Raw genomic sequence first — 17575 nt, forward strand, 5'->3', positions numbered from 1 at the left:
AACAAAAAACCCCACCAATCACTTGTTGGAGGAGCTTTGATTTCTTTTCGGATTGCACCGACTTCATCTAGTCGCTACTGATATAGAGTTCTTGAACAGCTTTCACATCCTGAGGCTGAATCCCATAGTAGGAGCCGGCAGGCTGCATAACAGAAGTCTCGTTGGTATGATCCAATCCGATGGCATGTCCAAGCTCGTGCTCCGCCGTGTGCACGATCCGTTCATAAGAATAACCATAACTTGGATTGGATAGATAATAGTGATTCAGGCGAACCGTTACAGATATAAATTGATTGGTTAACAAATTGGTTTGACTCTCGGCTTGACCTGCTACAGCGGTTGATCCATCATTCATCTCACTTGCCACAATATCTGCCTGACTAGGATCCGCAACCACCTCAAAGATAAAGGCTCCCGTTTGATTCCAGTTTTTTATGGCTTCTGCATAGGCACCTTGGAAGGTCTCATCCATTTGAGGCTCAATATAGATGCGAGCTGAGGCTTGAGCCCACTTGCCTTCTGCATGTTGGTGACTGTCTGTCTGAGACAAGACTTCCAGCGTTCCCGTCTCCTTCCATTGATTCCAGCCACCTTGACCAATCTTACTCATTTTTTCAACCTGATTGACCGCAGAATGAAAATCACCTGTCAGATACCATAGCACTCCAAAAGCAATGAGAAGTAGAATAACCACAGTCCAAACCAGACGCCAGAAGAAACGCCAAATTCCCAAAAGAAAACGGAACAATAATCGAATAATCCAAAACATGACGCTCCACCTTTCATAAAAATAAGAATCTATCTTAAAATCAATGGTCTCCCATAATCAAGATAGATTCTCTATTTTACTCAATAAAACTGAAAGAAAACTAAACAAACTCAACGTCTTAATAATTTCTTTAACAATTGAATACACTTATATTTCAATGGAGATGGATAATAACGAAATGTTCCAGCCTTACGCACAATATAGCCATTAAAATTTTGTTTAAAACGCAAAACGCCATCACTACCATCAAAAATCCCTTGAATCCCTAGGAAGTTGTATTGATGGATATTTCGTTGCACTGTCTGCTTCATCGCATGATATTGAAGTAAAAATGGAGCTGAGAACTTCTGGTACTCTGCGTACGACCCCCCAAACAAGTAAGTTGCCTCTGTATTTGTGTAGATTATCAAAGCACAAGCTAGAGCAACATTGCCAGACTCACTATCCAAGCTAGTTAGAAAATCTTTTTTCTTTTGCAAAGCTTGATATTGCTGGTGAAATTGTTTCGACTTCTTGTCAAGACTAGCCATCTTCACATTTAAAGCATCTATAGACTGTTGCGGATTGACTTCAGCAATTAGGAAATCAGCCTTATCTCCAAACATATCATACAATTTAAAGTAATAATCTAAATCCTTATCCTCAAAACCTTGTCTTTTACCTGTTTCTTCGATAATTTTTTTGAATATTGGAATTTCTTCCCGTTCTGCATTTCGAATAAGAATATTGAAATCAAAAGCTGACTGAATGTTGCGAATACTATTTTTATTAAAAGATTTCAATAAGGAAACAGCATCATAATCTTGCAAATCTTTGATGTAATGCCAGCTGACTTCTCCATTAGGATAACATGTTGTCAAGCCATCAAATTGATAACCTAAATCAGTCAAACCTTGAATAATACTTTTTTTCTCAGCATCTATTGGATTACCTTCACTATCAAAAGTTTGATAAGTTTCATAAGGTTTTACAAGCAACTCTAATACACCATTTTGCTTGGCATATTCTTTTAACTCCGCATAAAAAACTGGAAGAGCATCTTGTTGGGTATAAATCGGCCCCGAATTGAGCTCCATATGCAGACCACCCAGCATGGGCAAGTTAAAAACAAGAGCTGCAACTTGAATCTCTCCTTCTTGTTTCAAAGCAAGATAAACGATTCGAGCCCCTCTTTTTTCTAACAAGTCTCCCATATGGATCGATTGCATAAAGGAACGAGAAGAAACCTGATCAGAATAAGCCTGAAAATCCTCTTTCGTGAGTGTAATTAGTACCATATACTTACTTTCTATGTTTTTTTCTTAATGTTTTACGAAGTTGATAAAGATAGTTAGCCAAATGATACAAAAAATTTACTGGCAGAGTGAACTCTCCAATATATTCTTGAACAACAGGACTAAAGTTAGATTTAAAATCAGTCAATCCATCATCTAAAGTACCTTCAATACCTCCCATATTAGCCCAAATTTTACCATCTTTATACGATTCCTCAAACACTTTTGGATAAAGAATATATTGAGGGTAAAACTTTTTAAACCTATCGTCCATTCCAGCATAAAGCATTTCAAGTGTATTACCAAATGACACAGAAAGTATCCCAGCTATAACTATTTCTTTTGGATATTGTTGAACAAGTTTTTCAAACTCTACAATATATTTTTCAATAGATTTTTTCTGCTGTTTTAGTTTGGTTAGACGCTTTTTTTGATGCTCGCCTGTTTCAGCTAAATCTTTTTTTATCTGGGACAACTGCTCCTTATACTTTATCAGACGATCCGGAAGGTTAATCTTCGCTAGATGTAAATAGGCATCATCTCCATAGATTTCCATTAATCTTTGGAAATATTCCTGATTACGAAGTGCAACATTCTTCCGACGTTCTGTAAAAGATATAATAGTCCCAAAATCTGATATATCTGACAAGGTCCCTCTATATGTAACAACACCTCTGTTTATAGCATCTTTCATTAACCTCTTGGTATGCTTTGGAAAATCCGAATCTACCCCTTCTTTAAGTATTCTATTAGCCTGATAACGTGGTTGTATTGTTTCAGCCATAGCTTTAGTTCTACCAGACCATTGGCAATTGGCAGATTTTAAATTTTGAACAGCTTCTATAGTTGTCCTACTGTCAGCAAATTCTTTAGAAGATTTGTCAATAGGGTATTGTTTTAAGATTAGAGACGGATCAAACTTAATAAAAACAGACCGTCTACAAGACCCAAATTGTTTTAAACTTTTCATCACAAATCTTACCAAGTCCTTATCTTGATAATCCATTATTGGCCCTCTTGGAATATACATCATAGTGTAACCAAGTGGTAATTTTTTTATAAGAATACTCGCAACAGCTACCAATTCTCCATTTTTATAAAAACCTAAACGCTCATTCCCCCAATTATCTTTTATCTTTGCCCAAGAACTACTCTGTAACAGATTAACTTGTGGGTGTTGAATAACGAATGTATCATGCTCTTCTTCAGAAATTCCTATTTTATAATCAAACATCTGTCTCCCTTTCTTTTAGCACCTACTTAATTAGTATAAATCAATTCACTATTACTAATTCATATACTATGTAAATATTCATTGGAATACTAGTTTTCTTGATAAGATTCTCTCTTTCAACTAGTATCTCTCTACTATTCTACTACTTTCGTTTGAAAAGTCTAGCGAAAACTGACTTCCATCATTATTTTTAAGCCAAAAACAACTATAAATATTGGTTCATTTATAAAAACTAACTCAGTCTATCTTCTAATTTGAAGTCAATTGGTAAGGTAGCTAAAAAACGCTCCAATTGTTTTTCCCAGTAGTACCACTCGTGAGTGCCAGGACTATGACTATAGGTCACTTTAAAACCAAGCTTTTTGAGGTTTTTTACAGCGAGGTTATTGGCTGAATAAAGATAGTCTTGCTCGCCACACCAAGCCCAAAGTTTGGTTTTTTTATCCGATTTCGTAGCGATACTTTCAAGCGAATGAGGGCTAGCTGTCCAATCTTTGATTTCTCCAAAAACTCCTCGCCAGTAGGCAAGAGAGCCCAAATCCTGACTTTCAGGAGAAAATTCCTGAAAACTGAGCGCACCAGAAAAACTAGCCGCATGAGAAAAATGATTGGTTGCGAGAGCCAACTTGAAGGAACCATAGCCACCCATGGAGAGACCCGCAATGAAGGTCTTTTGTCGCTTGCTGGTCATATTGGGAAAGAAACGTTTCATTACCTGAGGCAACTCTTCTGCTAGAGCTGTAAAGTAGTTAAAACCATACTGGGTATCTGTGTACCAGCCATTGCTAGTATTGGGCATGATGACAATGAGATTGGTCCCGCGCAACAAGCGTTCGACATTGGTACGTTTGAGCCAGCTATTTTGATTTCCTGACATTCCATGCAAAAGATAAAGAACAGGAATATCTGTGCAATCAGGTTCAGTCACCCGACTGCCATCTGGATAGAGTACGGTAACACCCCACTCCATATCCAAAACTTCTGAGTAATACTCGATATTCATAACTGCCATGGTTGTCTCCTTTTACTATTCTATAAGAAAAAGCCGAATTTCGACTTTTTCCGTAGGTATGCTGCTTATTATTTTGCTTCCATCACGACTGGCAAGATTGCTGGGCGACGCTTGGTTTGATCAAAGAGGTACTTGGTCAGATTGTCACGAACCTTGCCTTTGAGATCTGCCCAATCAAAGTCGTCACCTTGAAGATACTCTTCTACCGTTTGGTTAATCAATTCTGAACTTTCACGGAGAATATCGCGACTCTTCTTAAGGTAGATAAATCCACGCGTATGAACACGAGCCTTAGCCACAATCTTCTTCTCACGACGGTTAACAGTGATGGCCACGATAAAGATTCCATCCTCTGACAAGACCTTACGGTCGCGAAGAACGACATTCCCAACATCACCAATGGCATTTCCATCAATCATAACATCGCCTGCAGAAACTGCTCCAGCTGGAACGAAGTCTCCATGTTCATAGGACATGATCGTTCCCTTTTTAGGGATGAAAATACGCTCTGGCAACATCCCAACTGCCATGGCAGCCTTGGCATGCGCATCCAACTCACGGTATTCCCCTTGGATAGGGAAGAGATACTTGGGTTGCAAGAGATTAATCATCAACTGCAAATCACGCGCATTCCCATGTCCGGATACTCGCAAGCTTTGGGTAATGAGTTTCACCACACCACCAGCTTGGTAGATCATATTTTCAACGCGAGCTACAACTGCTTCTTTGGCGGTGGATGGAGTTGTTACAATATAAACCAAGTCCCCATCCTTGATTTCTACATAACGGTGGCGCCCAACGGACATCTTGCGAAGTCCATTGATGGGTTCACCCATACGACCTGTCTCTAGGATAATCAACTCATGGTCTTCAAAACGAGACATTTCTTTCGGTTTAATCAAAAGGCTTTCATTAGCTAGAGACAATTTTTTGAGACGAATCGCTGTACGAACGATATTTTCAACATCAAATCCAGTCAAAACGACTCGGCGACCAGTCTCCGCAGCCGCATCAAAAACCTGCTGGATACGAGAAAGGTTGCTGGCAACTGCCGCAACGATGATACGACCTTCCCAGTCCGCAATGGTTTGGGTAATTTCATCCCCAACTTCACTCTCACTCGCTACCTGAATATTGCTGTCCGCATTAGCCGAGTCACTGAGAAGCGCCAAGACACCGTCACGGCCGATTTCGGCTAAACGTGCAAAATCCGTCGCATAGGATTCACTAGCCGTCTGGTCAAATTTGAAGTCCCCTGTGTAAACAATGTTCCCTTTTGGTGTTTTTAACACAACTCCCAAACTTTCTGGAATGGAGTGAGTTGTACGGAAGAAGGAAACCACCGTTCCCCCAAAGTCAATCTCCGTATCCTCATCAATCACATGGAAGTCATTGAATTTCTTAACCGTATCATTTCCTTTGACAAAGAGTTTCGCCAACTCAATGGTCAACTCAGAACCAAACACAGGCACCTTCGCTTCTGCCAAAAGATAAGGCAGAGCTCCAATGGCATCTGCATGTCCGTGGGTCAAGAAGACTCCAGCGATACGATTACTATTTTCAAAAAGGTATTCCATATTTGGAATGACGACGTCGACCCCAAGCTGTTCATTTTCAGGGTATTTAAGCCCCGCATCCAAAACAAAAATTGAATTGTCAATCTCAGCAATGTACATATTTTTCCCGTTTTCACGCACACCACCAAGTGTTGTTAAACTGATATTACTCATTTTTCCTCCGAAACCTTAGTTTATCTTGATTATAGGGTAGGTTCACTCTCTTATTCTAAAAGTTCTCAAACTTTCAGCCGAATCTTTTCCTACCATTATACCATTTTTTTGATGATTTTCAAAATGAAGATTTGTTTTCAAAAAAGAGCTGGTTGCCCAACTCTTTCCTAACTTCTACTCTTTTCTCATCAAAAAGTTATACATTTCTTGCACTGTCCCCAGCGCCAGCATTTCTTGGTCTTTGACAGTTTGTTTGAGATTTTGGTAAATCTGACTTTCAGCAATCTCCCTTTTCGGCGCTTCTTTATTGACTGTCATGACCCCATCTTTGATCGTCACAAAACCTAGCTCTTCAAAGACTTGGATCATCTTGACCAGCAAGATTTGTTGGATATTGAGATAAGCCGCCAAATCTTTCAACTTGTAGCGAATATCAAACTCTGGGAACTGGTAAATGGTCCTATACAATTTGGCAAACTGCTCTCTGGTCCCATAACCTGTCAGATAATAGGCTTTGTCAATGTCATTTTTGAAATAGACGGCAGAGAAATGTTGCTCCTGAAAAATGGTCTTCAGCAAGGTAATATCCTCAGGAATATTCTTCACGACAACCGCCTCACTATTCGCCAAATTTGGCACTTCTCCAGCGAAGTCCAAGACTGGAACCCCTTCTGGCAAGACAGCATTCTTCCCTCGAATGTTAAAGAGTTGAACGCCTTCCACACGCGCATCTACCATCATCAACTGGAGGGCAGTTTGACCATTCCATTGATTGACAGACAAGGTGACTGCCAATTCAAGTTTTTTTGTTTGAGCAAACTCTGTCGCCCATCTACCTTGTCCGAAGGCTACCACTTCAAAACTCGCCTCACCCTTGGAGATCTTTAGTTTGAGATGGGCATTGCCTGCTCCCATTGTACGAACACTTTCGACCTGAAAATCCTTGATATAAAAGACAGGTTTCTGATTGTCCATTCCAAAAGGTGCCAAGCGTTCAAAACTTTTGACCGTTTCCAAGCTAAGCGTCTCCAAGTCTAGCTCTTCATCTAGATTTAACTTATTCTTGCCGCTAGCATCTGCGCCTTTTTCACAGACATAGTCTTCCAAAACCTGAGATAAATCTGAGAGTTTCTCAACTTCCAGCGTCATTCCTGCTGCACCAGCATGGCCACCAAAGGCGATAAAGAGGTCTCGATGGGGATCCAGAGCCTCAAAAATATCGACAGCTTCCACGCTACGAGCACTGCCCTTGGCACGCCCGTCCTCTATATTAAGAACGATGACTGTCTGCCCTAGTTCTTCCAACAAACGACCAGCAACGATACCCAGAACGCCAGGATTCCAGCCTTCCTTGGCCAAAACTTGGACCTTCTTTTCAGGATCCACCATGGTCTTAGCTTCTTCATAGATAGATTGGACGATTTCCTTACGTTCTTCGTTTTTCTGATGAATCATGAGGGCAATCTCATGCGCTTCCTCGTCGTCAAATCCAGTCAGCAAATCAATAGCTGGATTAGGATCGTCCAAGCGCCCTAAGGCATTTAAACGAGAGGCAATCTGAAAGCCAACCGTTTCTTCTGTCACTTCGTTAGCAGCAATCCCAGCCATGTCCAGCATTTCTTGCAGACCGATGCGCTGAGTATGCCCCAACATTTCCAGACCATATTGAACCATGATACGGTTTTCATCCGTCAAACTCACCATATCGGCAATAGTTCCGATAGCAACCAAATCCAGTAGTTCCACTTGCACTTCTTCTAAAAGGGCACAAGCTAGCTTAAAGGCCACTCCACATCCAGCTAGATATTTGAAAGGATAGTCCGCGTCTGGATGCTCAGGGTGGACAATGGCATAGGCAGCTGGCAGGGTTTCCGGCATGGAATGGTGGTCAGTCACAATGACATCCACTCCCATAGACTGGGCCAGTTTAATGGCCTCGTGACCAGCAACTCCATTATCCACTGTCACAATCAAGGAAATTCCCTCTTGCTCGATAAAGTATTTATAGACACTGGCATTGGGACCATAGCCATCGGTAAAGCGATTTGGCAGATAAACACGGCACTCGGCACCAAGTTGTTCCAAACTTTCCTTCACAATCGAAGCTGAAGTCATGCCATCCGCATCGTAGTCTCCATAGATGAGAATATTTTCCCCTTCTTCAATGGCCTGACGAATCCGTTCTACTGCCTTATCCATATCATGGAGCAGATAGGGATCATGTAAGTCCTCTAAAGAAGGTTCTAAAAACTTCTTTAGACTTTCTTCATCCTGAATCCCTCTTTCAAATAATAACCGAGCCACCTCAGGACCCAGTCCAGCCTTCTTGGCTATCTTTGTAAAATCCGCATCTTCAACCTGCGGGGCAAACTGCCATTCATAAGTAGGAGTTATCAAAAAAACATCCACTCTTTCTAAGAATTCTATCGTTTCATTATAACATGATTTAGGCATTTTCTCTATCCAGATTGCTTTTTTATAAAATTTTAGTGAATTTTTTCAGATATGATTTGACAAGAACATTCTTTTGGTGTAGAATCATGTTATAAAATCTAACACAAAGGAGATCTCTCATGGCTTTAGTAGAATTTAAACACGTCGAAAAATATTACGGAGACTACCACGCACTCCGCGATATCAATCTCCGTTTTGAAAAAGGACAAGTTGTTGTCCTGCTTGGACCTTCTGGTTCTGGGAAGTCCACTCTCATCCGTACGATTAATGGTTTAGAGGCTATTGACAAAGGAAGTCTCCTAGTCAATGGGCACCAAGTAGCAGGTGGCAGTCAGAAAGATTTAGTTCCTCTTCGTAAGGAAGTCGGCATGGTTTTCCAACATTTCAACCTCTATCCGCATAAAACAGTGTTAGAAAACGTGACACTTGCACCCATAAAAGTTCTAGGAATTGATAAAAAAGAAGCTGAAAAAACAGCCCAAAAATATCTAGAATTTGTAAATATGTGGGACAAAAAAGATTCTTACCCAGCCATGCTATCTGGTGGACAAAAACAACGGATTGCCATCGCGCGCGGACTCGCAATGCATCCCGAACTCCTCCTCTTTGATGAACCAACATCTGCCCTCGACCCTGAAACCATTGGGGATGTTCTAGCAGTTATGCAAAAATTAGCTCATGACGGGATGAACATGATCATCGTTACCCACGAAATGGGCTTTGCCCGAGAGGTTGCAGACCGCATTATCTTTATGGCTGACGGGGAAGTTTTAGTAGATACGACAGATGTCGACGGTTTTTTCGACAATCCAAGCGAACCTCGTGCCCAACAGTTCCTCAGCAAAATTATCAACCACGAAAGTGACAAAGTCAAATAAGGAGGCGCCTATGAAAAAGAAACTCTTTTTATCCGCATTATTGATTAGCCTTTTCAGCCTTGTTGCTGCCAAACCAGTCCAGGCCGACACCAGTGTCGCAGACATTCAAAAAAGAGGTGAACTAGTTGTCGGTGTCAAACAAGACGTTCCCAATTTCGGCTACAAGGATCCCAAGACAGGGACTTATTCTGGTATCGAAACGGACCTGGCCAAGATGATTGCAGACGAACTCAAGGTCAAGATTCGCTATGTGCCTGTTACCGCCCAAACCCGTGGTCCCCTTCTAGACAATGAGCAGGTCGACATGGATATCGCGACCTTCACCATCACTGACGAGCGTAAAAAACTCTACAACTTCACCAGTCCCTACTACACGGATGCCTCTGGATTTTTGGTCAATAAATCCGCCAACATCAAAAGCATTGAGGACCTAAATGGCAAAACCATTGGGGTTGCCCAAGGCTCCATCACCCAACGCCTGATTACTGAACTAGGTAAAAAGAAAGGTTTGAAGTTTAAATTCGTCGAACTTGGTTCCTATCCAGAATTGATTACTTCCCTTCACGCTCACCGTATTGATGCCTTTTCCGTTGACCGCTCTATCCTATCTGGCTATATCAGCAAACGGACAGAACTCCTAGATGATAGTTTCAAGCCATCTGACTACGGTATCGTCACCAAGAAATCAAATACCGAGCTAAACAACTATCTTGATACCTTGGTCACTAAATGGACCAAGGATGGTAGTTTGCAGAAACTTTATGACCGTTACAAGCTCAAACCATCTAGCCATACTGCAGATTAAGGAGGACACCCCATGACAGATTTATCATCTTGGACAGCCTATTTTCAGGATTTTGGACAATTTTTCAATGGTTTCCTCTTCACCCTTGCCCTAGCGTTTGGTTCCTTTATCCTCGCCATGGTCTTAGGAATCATCTTTGGAGTCCTATCAACTAGCAAACATCAAATTTTAAGGATTTTGGCTCGTATCTTTGTCGAATTTTATCAAAACACTCCCCTCTTGGTGCAGTTTGTCATCGTCTTTTATGGTTTGCCTCTTATCAGTGAACACACCATCATGATTCCGATTTATTGGACAGCTGTTCTCTGCGTGGGACTCTATCACGGCGCTTATATCGCTGAGGTTATTCGTTCAGGGATTCAGTCTATTCCTAGTGGTCAGATGGAGGCCGCCTTATCACAAGGTTTCACCTATATCAGTGCCATGCGCTTGATCATCTTGCCTCAGGCCTTCCGTATCATTCTTCCACCTTTGACCAACCAAATCGTTAACCTTATCAAGAATACTTCAACTGTTGCTATCATCTCTGGAGTAGACTTGATGTTTGTGACCAAATCTTGGTCAGCTCTTAACGGAAACTACATCCCTGCCTTTCTAGGTGCTGCTCTACTCTACTTTGCCCTTTGCTTCCCTGTTGCTCAGTTTGGTCGCAAGATGGAGCAAGCCAATAAAAAAGCCTATTCACTTTAGGAGGTTACTATGGAATCTATTTTAGAAGTTTTGACCCCAGATAACCTAGCCTTTATCTTTAAAGGATTTGGCTTGACCCTCTATATTTCTCTGATTGCTATCGTCCTCTCGACCCTTATCGGAACAGTACTTGCGGTTATGCGAAATGGGAAAAATCCTGTCTTACGGATCATCTCCAGCATTTATATCGAGTTTGTACGTAACGTTCCCAACCTCCTCTGGATTTTCACCATCTTTTTGGTGTTTAAGATGAAGTCCACACCAGCAGGTATTACTGCCTTTACCCTCTTTACCTCAGCAGCCTTGGCTGAGATTATCCGAGGTGGCCTCAATGCCGTAGACAAGGGACAATACGAAGCAGGAATGTCACAAGGATTTACTTCCATACAAATCCTCTACCATATCATTCTCCCACAAGCGATTCGTAAAATGTTGCCAGCCATCATTTCTCAGTTTGTGACAGTGATCAAGGATACCAGCCTTCTCTACTCTGTTATCGCCCTACAAGAACTCTTTGGCGCTAGCCAAATTCTCATGGGCCGTTATTTCGAACCAGAGCAAGTCTTCAGTCTTTATATCCTGATTGCCTTGATCTACTTTATCTTTAACTTTGCCATTTCTAGCCTGTCCCGCATGCTTGCCAAACGCTGGCAACAAGCAGCAGAATAAAGAAACAGCTCTCCATCCGTGTGGAGAGCTGTTTTTATTGCTACTAAGCTCTTGTCTTGGTTCTGACCATCCAGAGAAAAATTCTGTTGCAAGTCATCTTTTACCTCCTTTCACGACTACATTCTAGCAATATAAGGGCAATAGAAAAAGAGGACTCTAGCCCTCTTACTTGTTCATTTTATCTTGAGTTTCAGCCACAACCTGAGCCAGACTCGTCTGACGAAGTTGGTTTTCCATCGCTAGTTGGATATCCAGCAATTTTTGATCCAAAACCTCATGGATATTTGCCCCTACAGGACAGTTGGGGTTGGGATTGTCATGGAAACTAAAGAGTTTACCTGATTTTCCTAAACATTCAACAGCCTGATAAACATCAAAAAGGCTGATATCTTGGAGGTCTTTGATAATCTCAGTACCGCCCGTTCCACGCGCAACTGATATCAGTTCTGCTTTTTTGAGTTGGGACAAGGTTTTGCGAATAATGACTGGATTGACCCCAACACTGGCTGCGAGAAAATCACTGGTTACCTTACTCTCTTGACTCTTGATAGCAATGATGATCAACATATGAGTCGCTATCGTAAATCGACTTGAAATTTGCATCTTCTTCTCCTTTCACATCCTATCTGATACCCATTATACCCTTTTGTGTTGTAATGTCAATTATTACCACAAAGAGTGTCCTCTAAAAAAGCCTTGTATTCCCTAATAAGTCCAATGACATAGAGAATACAAAAGCTTATCTTTTATCCAATTTTACGAGCAGTTCCCTTTGTTTTGTGACTTGACCAGACTGAACTGATAGAAATCCCCGCACCAACCAAGGTAAAAACAGCTAACATCCCTAGATTAAAGAAATAATTATCTGGATATTCTCCGCTTGCAATTAGTTCATTGACCACTCGGAAAGCATAGGCAAACTCAACCCCTAGTTGAGCTACGACTTCCATCGCCAAATCGATTTGGTTCACTAAAAAGACGGTAATCACCATCAACACAGCTGAAATCACAATCCCCTTTCGAGATAACTTTTTACCAAGAATTTCATATCCTTTAATGGTACAAATTCCAAGAACAAGCCCCGCTGCGACAGCTACATAACCAAGACGTGCAATAAAAAGAGCAACCGCCCCACCAATCAAGGCCCCTAGTAAAGCCCCGATAGTTCCAAGAAGAACATTTTCCTTCTGACTGTGATAAGAATCCACCTCAATTTGAAGATTGCTCTTCAACAATTGATAGCTTTCCTCGTTAATCAGGAAGATTGAATCCCCTAGTTGATACAGACTAATCGGCCCCTCTTGACCACTGTAGCCACAAACTTGAACGAAGTGATGGGATTCAAGGAAATCTACAAAGTCTCTTATAAGTGTCTGTAACTTTTCAATTGTCTTTGATTTGCGCATCGCACCCTTGACAACAATAGATACAGTGTACTGGTTAATAGATAAGGTTGATAAGTTTGGAAGGGATTCGCTCTTAAAGTCATCCCACACCAACTCGTTTTCTTCTGAATCCGCAGGATTGCCATTCAAGCTCACACTGACACTAAGTCGAAACTGATTTTTTACATCTGCTTCATGTAGCAATAGCAAGTAGCCTGATTGCACGCCATAAATGCTTCCAGACTCCTCATCAAACTGTAAGCCTAATCCCGACGCAATTGCCTGTAATTCTTCTGGCTTCATAAATAATCTCCCTATTATTTTGAACATCAACTAGTATGATGTTCAAATTATATATTTTTCCACATTCTAGCATAAATTTTATAAGTAGTCAATTCGTTTCCTTTTTGACTTCCCAAGAAACAGCTGTCATCAGACTATCCTATTTCTAGTCAAAACTCCTTTTAAAACCAATCCTTCTTTTCTCTTTCCATCCAAAGTTCAACATCTTGATCATAACCTTCTTGCTCGCTAATCTTCCCCAACAATTCATGGTTATGAGTGTGGTGAATTCCATTTACCAAACTTTCATAGTAAACCTGAAAATAAGGGAGCTTTAAATCCTTAGCCAGTTGCAATTCTGCTTCTACATCATAATCCACTCGACGAAAATCAACATCAGACAAACCAGATTCATCAAACTCTAAGATCATATACTGGGCACGCAGGTCCTTACGCAACTTCGCATCTAAAAAGAAGGGTTGCCCAATCGAACCCGGATTAAGAATCAACTGTCCGTCACTTCCGTAACGAAGCAACTGTTGGTGGATATGGCCATATACTGCGATGGAGGCATGCGGTTCCGTCACTAATCTATCAAAATCTTCCTGTTTTCCCGTATGAATCAACTCCCTACCCCAGTTTTTATCAGGGAGATGGTGAGTGATTCCTACCGTCAAATCACCAAACTGACGATGAACTTGCATGGGTTGATTATGGAGATCTTCTATTTCTTCAGGGCTGATTTCTTCTAAGATGTACTGACTTTGGCGCAGGAGATAACGATGACTCACCTTTGTAGGATCTAACTTACGATGTAGGCCTAGCCAGAGACTATTCTCCCAATTCCCCAGCACTCTTGCAGTGATGGGCAAGCTAGCTAAGAGATCCAATATCCTTCTACGCCCTGTTCCTGGCATGAGAATATCTCCCAAAAGCCAGTACTCGTCTACCTCTGCCGCTCTTGCATCAGCCAGAACAGCTTCCAGGGCTGTCGTATTTCCATGTATATCTGAAAGAACTGCTATTTTCGTCATCCTTTCTCCTCATTTCCTCTTACTTCTTCTGTTAGTATTATAGCAGAAAACACTCCAAAAAATCACTATCACTGCTTACCTGATCAACTTGTAAAGGCTTCCAAATCGTGCTATAATATAGGTAGAGAGCTCCCCTTCATTTAGGATCATGTGATCTTCAACATCTCTCTATTTTTGCAGATTGGAGGACTATTGCCATGCGGAACTATCTTAAGTATATCCCATACTACCTTGTCATTTTCTTCTTTTACTGGCCCCTCTATGAGCTATTCTCACTACTCATCACGGACCCATATACACTGAAGGGACTGTACATTTATAACATCATTCTCTTTTCACCTTTGGCAACTTTCATCGTGTCCCTTCTTTATAGCTACCGTTTCCATTTCTCACTTTGGTGGTTACTGGGAATTGGACTGCTCTATTGCTTTACCATCATCACTTTCAATGAATTCATTCTCGTTTATTTCCTAGCTTATGAATTCTTCGCCCTACTTGGTATGGCTTCAGGTAGAGGTCTTAGCTATCTTACAAACAAGCAGAAAAGTAAAAAAATAGGATAAAAGCCTTGAAAAATCTCGCAATCATGCTATAATAATGCATAGAGACAAGTCACTTAGTCCCTTTCTACTAGAGAGTGCGTGGTTGCTGGAAACGCATAGAAAGCCTAAACTGATACTACTCTACTGACTTTTATGAAAACATAAAACGGTGGCTACGTTAAAGCCAATCAGAGGTGTCAACAGTTTTTGTTGTGCATAAATGAAGGTGGAACCACGTTGCGACGTCCTTTTAGGATGTCGTTTTTTGTTTGGAGAATAGAGATATTGCCAGGTTAAATGAAACATAGCTAAGAAAAGAAGATGGAGGTTGATATGAATAAATCATTGTCTTGGGTGATTCCCTGTACCTTCCTTATCGTCTATGTATGGCTAATGAATACGCTCAGTCTATGGGGGACGGAAAATATTGTCGTCTTTTCATTTTTTCTACTCATTCCTCTCTTACCATTCCTTGCCCCTTTTCTTGGTATCTTAATGTTTTTCAACAACAAGAAACTCATTATAACAGGATATCTTTTCAGTTTAACAGCTGCTATCTATTTGGTCAATGCGATAAAAAGCTATCCAATATGGATATACATGAGAGGTGAGATGACTCAGGAGGAATACCTGTCTCTCATTCTTTCCTTGGTATGCTATCTATGTATTTCTACGCTTTTCTTTATTTTCAGACTGAAAAAGTTAAAATGAAATTGATTTAGCAAATCGACTGCTATTATTCTTTGTTGATAGCTAGTTTCCCACTTCTTCAAACTTCAGTTATAAAATATGATAAATATTTAAGGAGAAAACCATGATTAAGATTACTTTCCCAGATGGCGCTGTTCGTGAATTCGAATCTGGCGTTACTACTTTTGAAATTGCCCAATCTATCAGCAATTCCCTAGCTAAAAAAGCCTTGGCTGGTAAATTCAACGGCAAACTCATCGATACGACTCGTGCTATCACTGAAGATGGAAGCATCGAAATCGTGACACCTGATCACGAAGATGCCCTTCCAATCTTGCGTCACTCAGCTGCTCACTTGTTTGCCCAAGCAGCTCGTCGCCTTTTCCCAGATATTCACTTGGGTGTTGGTCCAGCTATTGAAGATGGCTTCTACTACGATACTGATAACACAGCTGGTCAAATCTCCAACGAAGACCTTCCTCGTATCGAAGAAGAAATGCAAAAAATCGTCAAAGAAAACTTCCCATCTATTCGTGAGGAAGTCACTAAAGACGAAGCACGTGAAATCTTCAAAAACGACCCTTACAAGTTGGAATTGATTGAAGAACACTCTGAAGACGAGGGTGGTTTGACCATCTACCGTCAAGGTGAATACGTGGACCTCTGCCGTGGCCCGCACGTCCCTTCAACAGGTCGCATCCAAATCTTCCACCTTCTCCATGTAGCTGGTGCTTACTGGCGTGGAAATAGCGACAACGCGATGATGCAACGGATCTACGGTACAGCTTGGTTTGACAAGAAAGACTTGAAAAACTACCTCCAAATGCGTGAAGAAGCTAAGGAACGTGACCACCGTAAACTTGGTAAAGAGCTGGACCTCTTCATGATTTCTCAAGAAGTTGGTCAAGGTTTGCCATTCTGGTTGCCAAACGGTGCGACGATCCGTCGTGAATTGGAGCGCTACATTGTCGACAAAGAGTTGGCTTCTGGCTACCAACACGTTTACACTCCACCACTTGCTTCTGTTGAGCTTTACAAGACTTCTGGTCACTGGGATCACTACCAAGAGGACATGTTCCCAACCATGGACATGGGGGACGGTGAAGAGTTTGTCCTTCGTCCAATGAACTGCCCACACCACATCCAAGTTTTCAAACACCATGTTCATTCTTACCGTGAGTTACCAATCCGTATCGCTGAAATCGGGATGATGCACCGTTACGAAAAATCTGGCGCCCTCACTGGTCTTCAACGTGTGCGTGAAATGTCTCTCAACGACGGTCACCTCTTTGTAACTCCTGAACAAATCCAAGAAGAATTCCAACGTGCCCTTCAGTTGATTATCGATGTTTATGAAGACTTTAACTTGACTGAATACCGCTTCCGTCTCTCTCTTCGTGACCCTCAAGATACTCACAAGTACTTTGACAACGATGAGATGTGGGAAAATGCCCAAACCATGCTACGTGCAGCCCTTGATGAAATGGGTGTGGACTACTTTGAAGCTGAAGGTGAGGCAGCCTTCTACGGACCAAAATTGGATATTCAAGTTAAGACTGCTCTCGGAAAAGAAGAAACCCTTTCGACTATCCAGCTTGACTTCTTGCTTCCAGAACGTTTCGACCTCAAATATATCGGAGCTGACGGGGAAGAACACCGTCCAGTTATGATTCACCGTGGTGTTATTTCAACCATGGAACGCTTCACAGCTATCTTGATTGAGAACTACAAAGGTGCGTTCCCAACATGGCTTGCACCACATCAAGTAACTCTCATCCCCGTTTCTAACGAAAAACACGTAGACTACGCATGGGAAGTGGCTAAGAAACTCCGTGACTGTGGTGTCCGTGCCGATGTGGATGAACGCAATGAAAAAATGCAGTTCAAGATCCGTGCTTCACAAACAAGCAAGATTCCTTACCAATTGATCGTTGGGGACAAGGAAATGGAAGATGGAACTGTCAACGTTCGTCGCTACGGCCAAAAAGAAACACAAACTGTCTCAGTTGATGATTTTGTTCAAGCTATCCTTGCTGATATTGCCAACAAATCACGCGTTGAGAAATAATACTCTTCGAAAATCAAATTCAAACCACGTCAACGTCGCCTTGCCGTACTCAAGTACAG

Annotated in this window: 16 protein-coding genes; 7 read left to right on the plus strand and 9 right to left on the minus strand. The window is 41.5% G+C overall.

The window, feature by feature from the left end:
• Positions 1-67: 67 nt before the first annotated feature.
• The 6 genes from ADI74_RS03155 to recJ all read right to left on the minus strand — a co-directional run bounded on the left by ADI74_RS03155 (position 68) and on the right by recJ (position 8416).
• Positions 68-769, minus strand: coding sequence for a matrixin family metalloprotease (locus tag ADI74_RS03155; RefSeq protein WP_049536960.1), 702 nt, complete (start codon positions 767-769; stop codon positions 68-70).
• Between the two features lie 110 nt (positions 770-879).
• The gene (locus ADI74_RS03160) at positions 880-2046 is read right to left on the minus strand and encodes an aminoacyltransferase (protein ID WP_049536961.1); all 1167 of its coding nucleotides are present in this window, start codon (positions 2044-2046) and stop codon (positions 880-882) included.
• Positions 2047-2050: 4 nt separating this feature from the next.
• Positions 2051-3277 carry an aminoacyltransferase gene (locus tag ADI74_RS03165; RefSeq protein ID WP_049536963.1) on the minus strand — a complete coding sequence of 409 codons (1227 nt, stop codon included), beginning with the start codon at positions 3275-3277 and terminating at the stop codon, positions 2051-2053.
• A gap of 232 nt (positions 3278-3509) precedes the next feature.
• Positions 3510-4289 (minus strand): alpha/beta hydrolase, encoded by a 780-nt coding sequence (locus tag ADI74_RS03170; protein WP_049536964.1) that lies wholly within the window; start codon positions 4287-4289, stop codon positions 3510-3512.
• A gap of 68 nt (positions 4290-4357) precedes the next feature.
• Positions 4358-6019, minus strand: a complete 1662-nt coding sequence (locus ADI74_RS03175; protein WP_049536965.1) for a ribonuclease J — start codon at positions 6017-6019, stop codon at positions 4358-4360.
• 174 nt (positions 6020-6193) lie between these two features.
• Positions 6194-8416, minus strand: coding sequence for a single-stranded-DNA-specific exonuclease RecJ (gene recJ / locus ADI74_RS03180; RefSeq protein WP_049536983.1), 2223 nt, complete (start codon positions 8414-8416; stop codon positions 6194-6196).
• 176 nt (positions 8417-8592) lie between these two features.
• Between recJ and ADI74_RS03185 the strand changes: the two genes are divergently transcribed.
• Genes ADI74_RS03185 through ADI74_RS03200 form a run of 4 tightly spaced genes read left to right on the plus strand, consistent with a single transcriptional unit; the run spans position 8593 to position 11515 of the window.
• Entirely contained in the window at positions 8593-9351 is a 759-nt protein-coding gene (locus tag ADI74_RS03185) for an amino acid ABC transporter ATP-binding protein (protein WP_049536966.1), read from the plus strand.
• Positions 9352-9361: 10 nt separating this feature from the next.
• Positions 9362-10156, plus strand: coding sequence for a transporter substrate-binding domain-containing protein (locus ADI74_RS03190; RefSeq protein ID WP_080980340.1), 795 nt, complete (start codon positions 9362-9364; stop codon positions 10154-10156).
• 12 nt (positions 10157-10168) lie between these two features.
• Complete coding sequence (locus tag ADI74_RS03195; RefSeq protein ID WP_049536967.1) at positions 10169-10846, plus strand: amino acid ABC transporter permease; 678 nt, start codon at positions 10169-10171, stop codon at positions 10844-10846.
• Positions 10847-10855: 9 nt separating this feature from the next.
• Complete coding sequence (locus ADI74_RS03200) at positions 10856-11515, plus strand: amino acid ABC transporter permease (RefSeq protein ID WP_049536968.1); 660 nt, start codon at positions 10856-10858, stop codon at positions 11513-11515.
• Positions 11516-11680: 165 nt separating this feature from the next.
• Here the strand turns inward: ADI74_RS03200 and ADI74_RS03205 are convergent, their stop codons facing one another.
• The 3 genes from ADI74_RS03205 to ADI74_RS03215 all read right to left on the minus strand — a co-directional run bounded on the left by ADI74_RS03205 (position 11681) and on the right by ADI74_RS03215 (position 14216).
• The gene (locus ADI74_RS03205) at positions 11681-12118 is read right to left on the minus strand and encodes an Rrf2 family transcriptional regulator (protein ID WP_049536969.1); all 438 of its coding nucleotides are present in this window, start codon (positions 12116-12118) and stop codon (positions 11681-11683) included.
• Positions 12119-12261: 143 nt separating this feature from the next.
• Positions 12262-13203 carry a hypothetical protein gene (locus tag ADI74_RS03210; protein WP_049536971.1) on the minus strand — a complete coding sequence of 314 codons (942 nt, stop codon included), beginning with the start codon at positions 13201-13203 and terminating at the stop codon, positions 12262-12264.
• Positions 13204-13364: 161 nt separating this feature from the next.
• The gene (locus tag ADI74_RS03215) at positions 13365-14216 is read right to left on the minus strand and encodes a metallophosphoesterase family protein (RefSeq protein WP_049536973.1); all 852 of its coding nucleotides are present in this window, start codon (positions 14214-14216) and stop codon (positions 13365-13367) included.
• Positions 14217-14413: 197 nt separating this feature from the next.
• Between ADI74_RS03215 and ADI74_RS03220 the strand changes: the two genes are divergently transcribed.
• The 3 genes from ADI74_RS03220 to thrS all read left to right on the plus strand — a co-directional run bounded on the left by ADI74_RS03220 (position 14414) and on the right by thrS (position 17516).
• Positions 14414-14779 (plus strand): hypothetical protein, encoded by a 366-nt coding sequence (locus tag ADI74_RS03220; protein WP_049536975.1) that lies wholly within the window; start codon positions 14414-14416, stop codon positions 14777-14779.
• Positions 14780-15112: 333 nt separating this feature from the next.
• Positions 15113-15469, plus strand: coding sequence for a hypothetical protein (locus ADI74_RS11290; protein WP_049536987.1), 357 nt, complete (start codon positions 15113-15115; stop codon positions 15467-15469).
• A 103-nt stretch (positions 15470-15572) separates the two neighbouring features.
• Positions 15573-17516 carry a threonine--tRNA ligase gene (gene thrS / locus ADI74_RS03230; protein WP_049536977.1) on the plus strand — a complete coding sequence of 648 codons (1944 nt, stop codon included), beginning with the start codon at positions 15573-15575 and terminating at the stop codon, positions 17514-17516.
• Positions 17517-17575: the final 59 nt, after the last annotated feature.

The sequence above is a fragment of the Streptococcus pseudopneumoniae genome, assembly GCF_001074565.1.
In the GTDB taxonomy this organism is placed as follows: Bacteria; Bacillota; Bacilli; order Lactobacillales; family Streptococcaceae; genus Streptococcus; species Streptococcus pseudopneumoniae_J.

Coding starts and splice junctions, on each gene's coding strand:
- thrS (WP_049536977.1), top strand. CDS start 15,573: ATGATTAAGATTACTTTCCCAGATGGCGCTGTTCGTGAATTCGAATCT.
- ADI74_RS03160 (WP_049536961.1), bottom strand. CDS start 2,046: ATGGTACTAATTACACTCACGAAAGAGGATTTTCAGGCTTATTCTGAT.
- ADI74_RS03220 (WP_049536975.1), top strand. CDS start 14,414: ATGCGGAACTATCTTAAGTATATCCCATACTACCTTGTCATTTTCTTC.
- ADI74_RS03215 (WP_049536973.1), bottom strand. CDS start 14,216: ATGACGAAAATAGCAGTTCTTTCAGATATACATGGAAATACGACAGCC.
- ADI74_RS03200 (WP_049536968.1), top strand. CDS start 10,856: ATGGAATCTATTTTAGAAGTTTTGACCCCAGATAACCTAGCCTTTATC.
- ADI74_RS03205 (WP_049536969.1), bottom strand. CDS start 12,118: ATGCAAATTTCAAGTCGATTTACGATAGCGACTCATATGTTGATCATC.
- ADI74_RS03210 (WP_049536971.1), bottom strand. CDS start 13,203: ATGAAGCCAGAAGAATTACAGGCAATTGCGTCGGGATTAGGCTTACAG.
- ADI74_RS03155 (WP_049536960.1), bottom strand. CDS start 769: ATGTTTTGGATTATTCGATTATTGTTCCGTTTTCTTTTGGGAATTTGG.
- ADI74_RS03185 (WP_049536966.1), top strand. CDS start 8,593: ATGGCTTTAGTAGAATTTAAACACGTCGAAAAATATTACGGAGACTAC.
- ADI74_RS03195 (WP_049536967.1), top strand. CDS start 10,169: ATGACAGATTTATCATCTTGGACAGCCTATTTTCAGGATTTTGGACAA.
- ADI74_RS03165 (WP_049536963.1), bottom strand. CDS start 3,277: ATGTTTGATTATAAAATAGGAATTTCTGAAGAAGAGCATGATACATTC.
- ADI74_RS03190 (WP_080980340.1), top strand. CDS start 9,362: ATGAAAAAGAAACTCTTTTTATCCGCATTATTGATTAGCCTTTTCAGC.
- ADI74_RS03175 (WP_049536965.1), bottom strand. CDS start 6,019: ATGAGTAATATCAGTTTAACAACACTTGGTGGTGTGCGTGAAAACGGG.
- ADI74_RS03170 (WP_049536964.1), bottom strand. CDS start 4,289: ATGGCAGTTATGAATATCGAGTATTACTCAGAAGTTTTGGATATGGAG.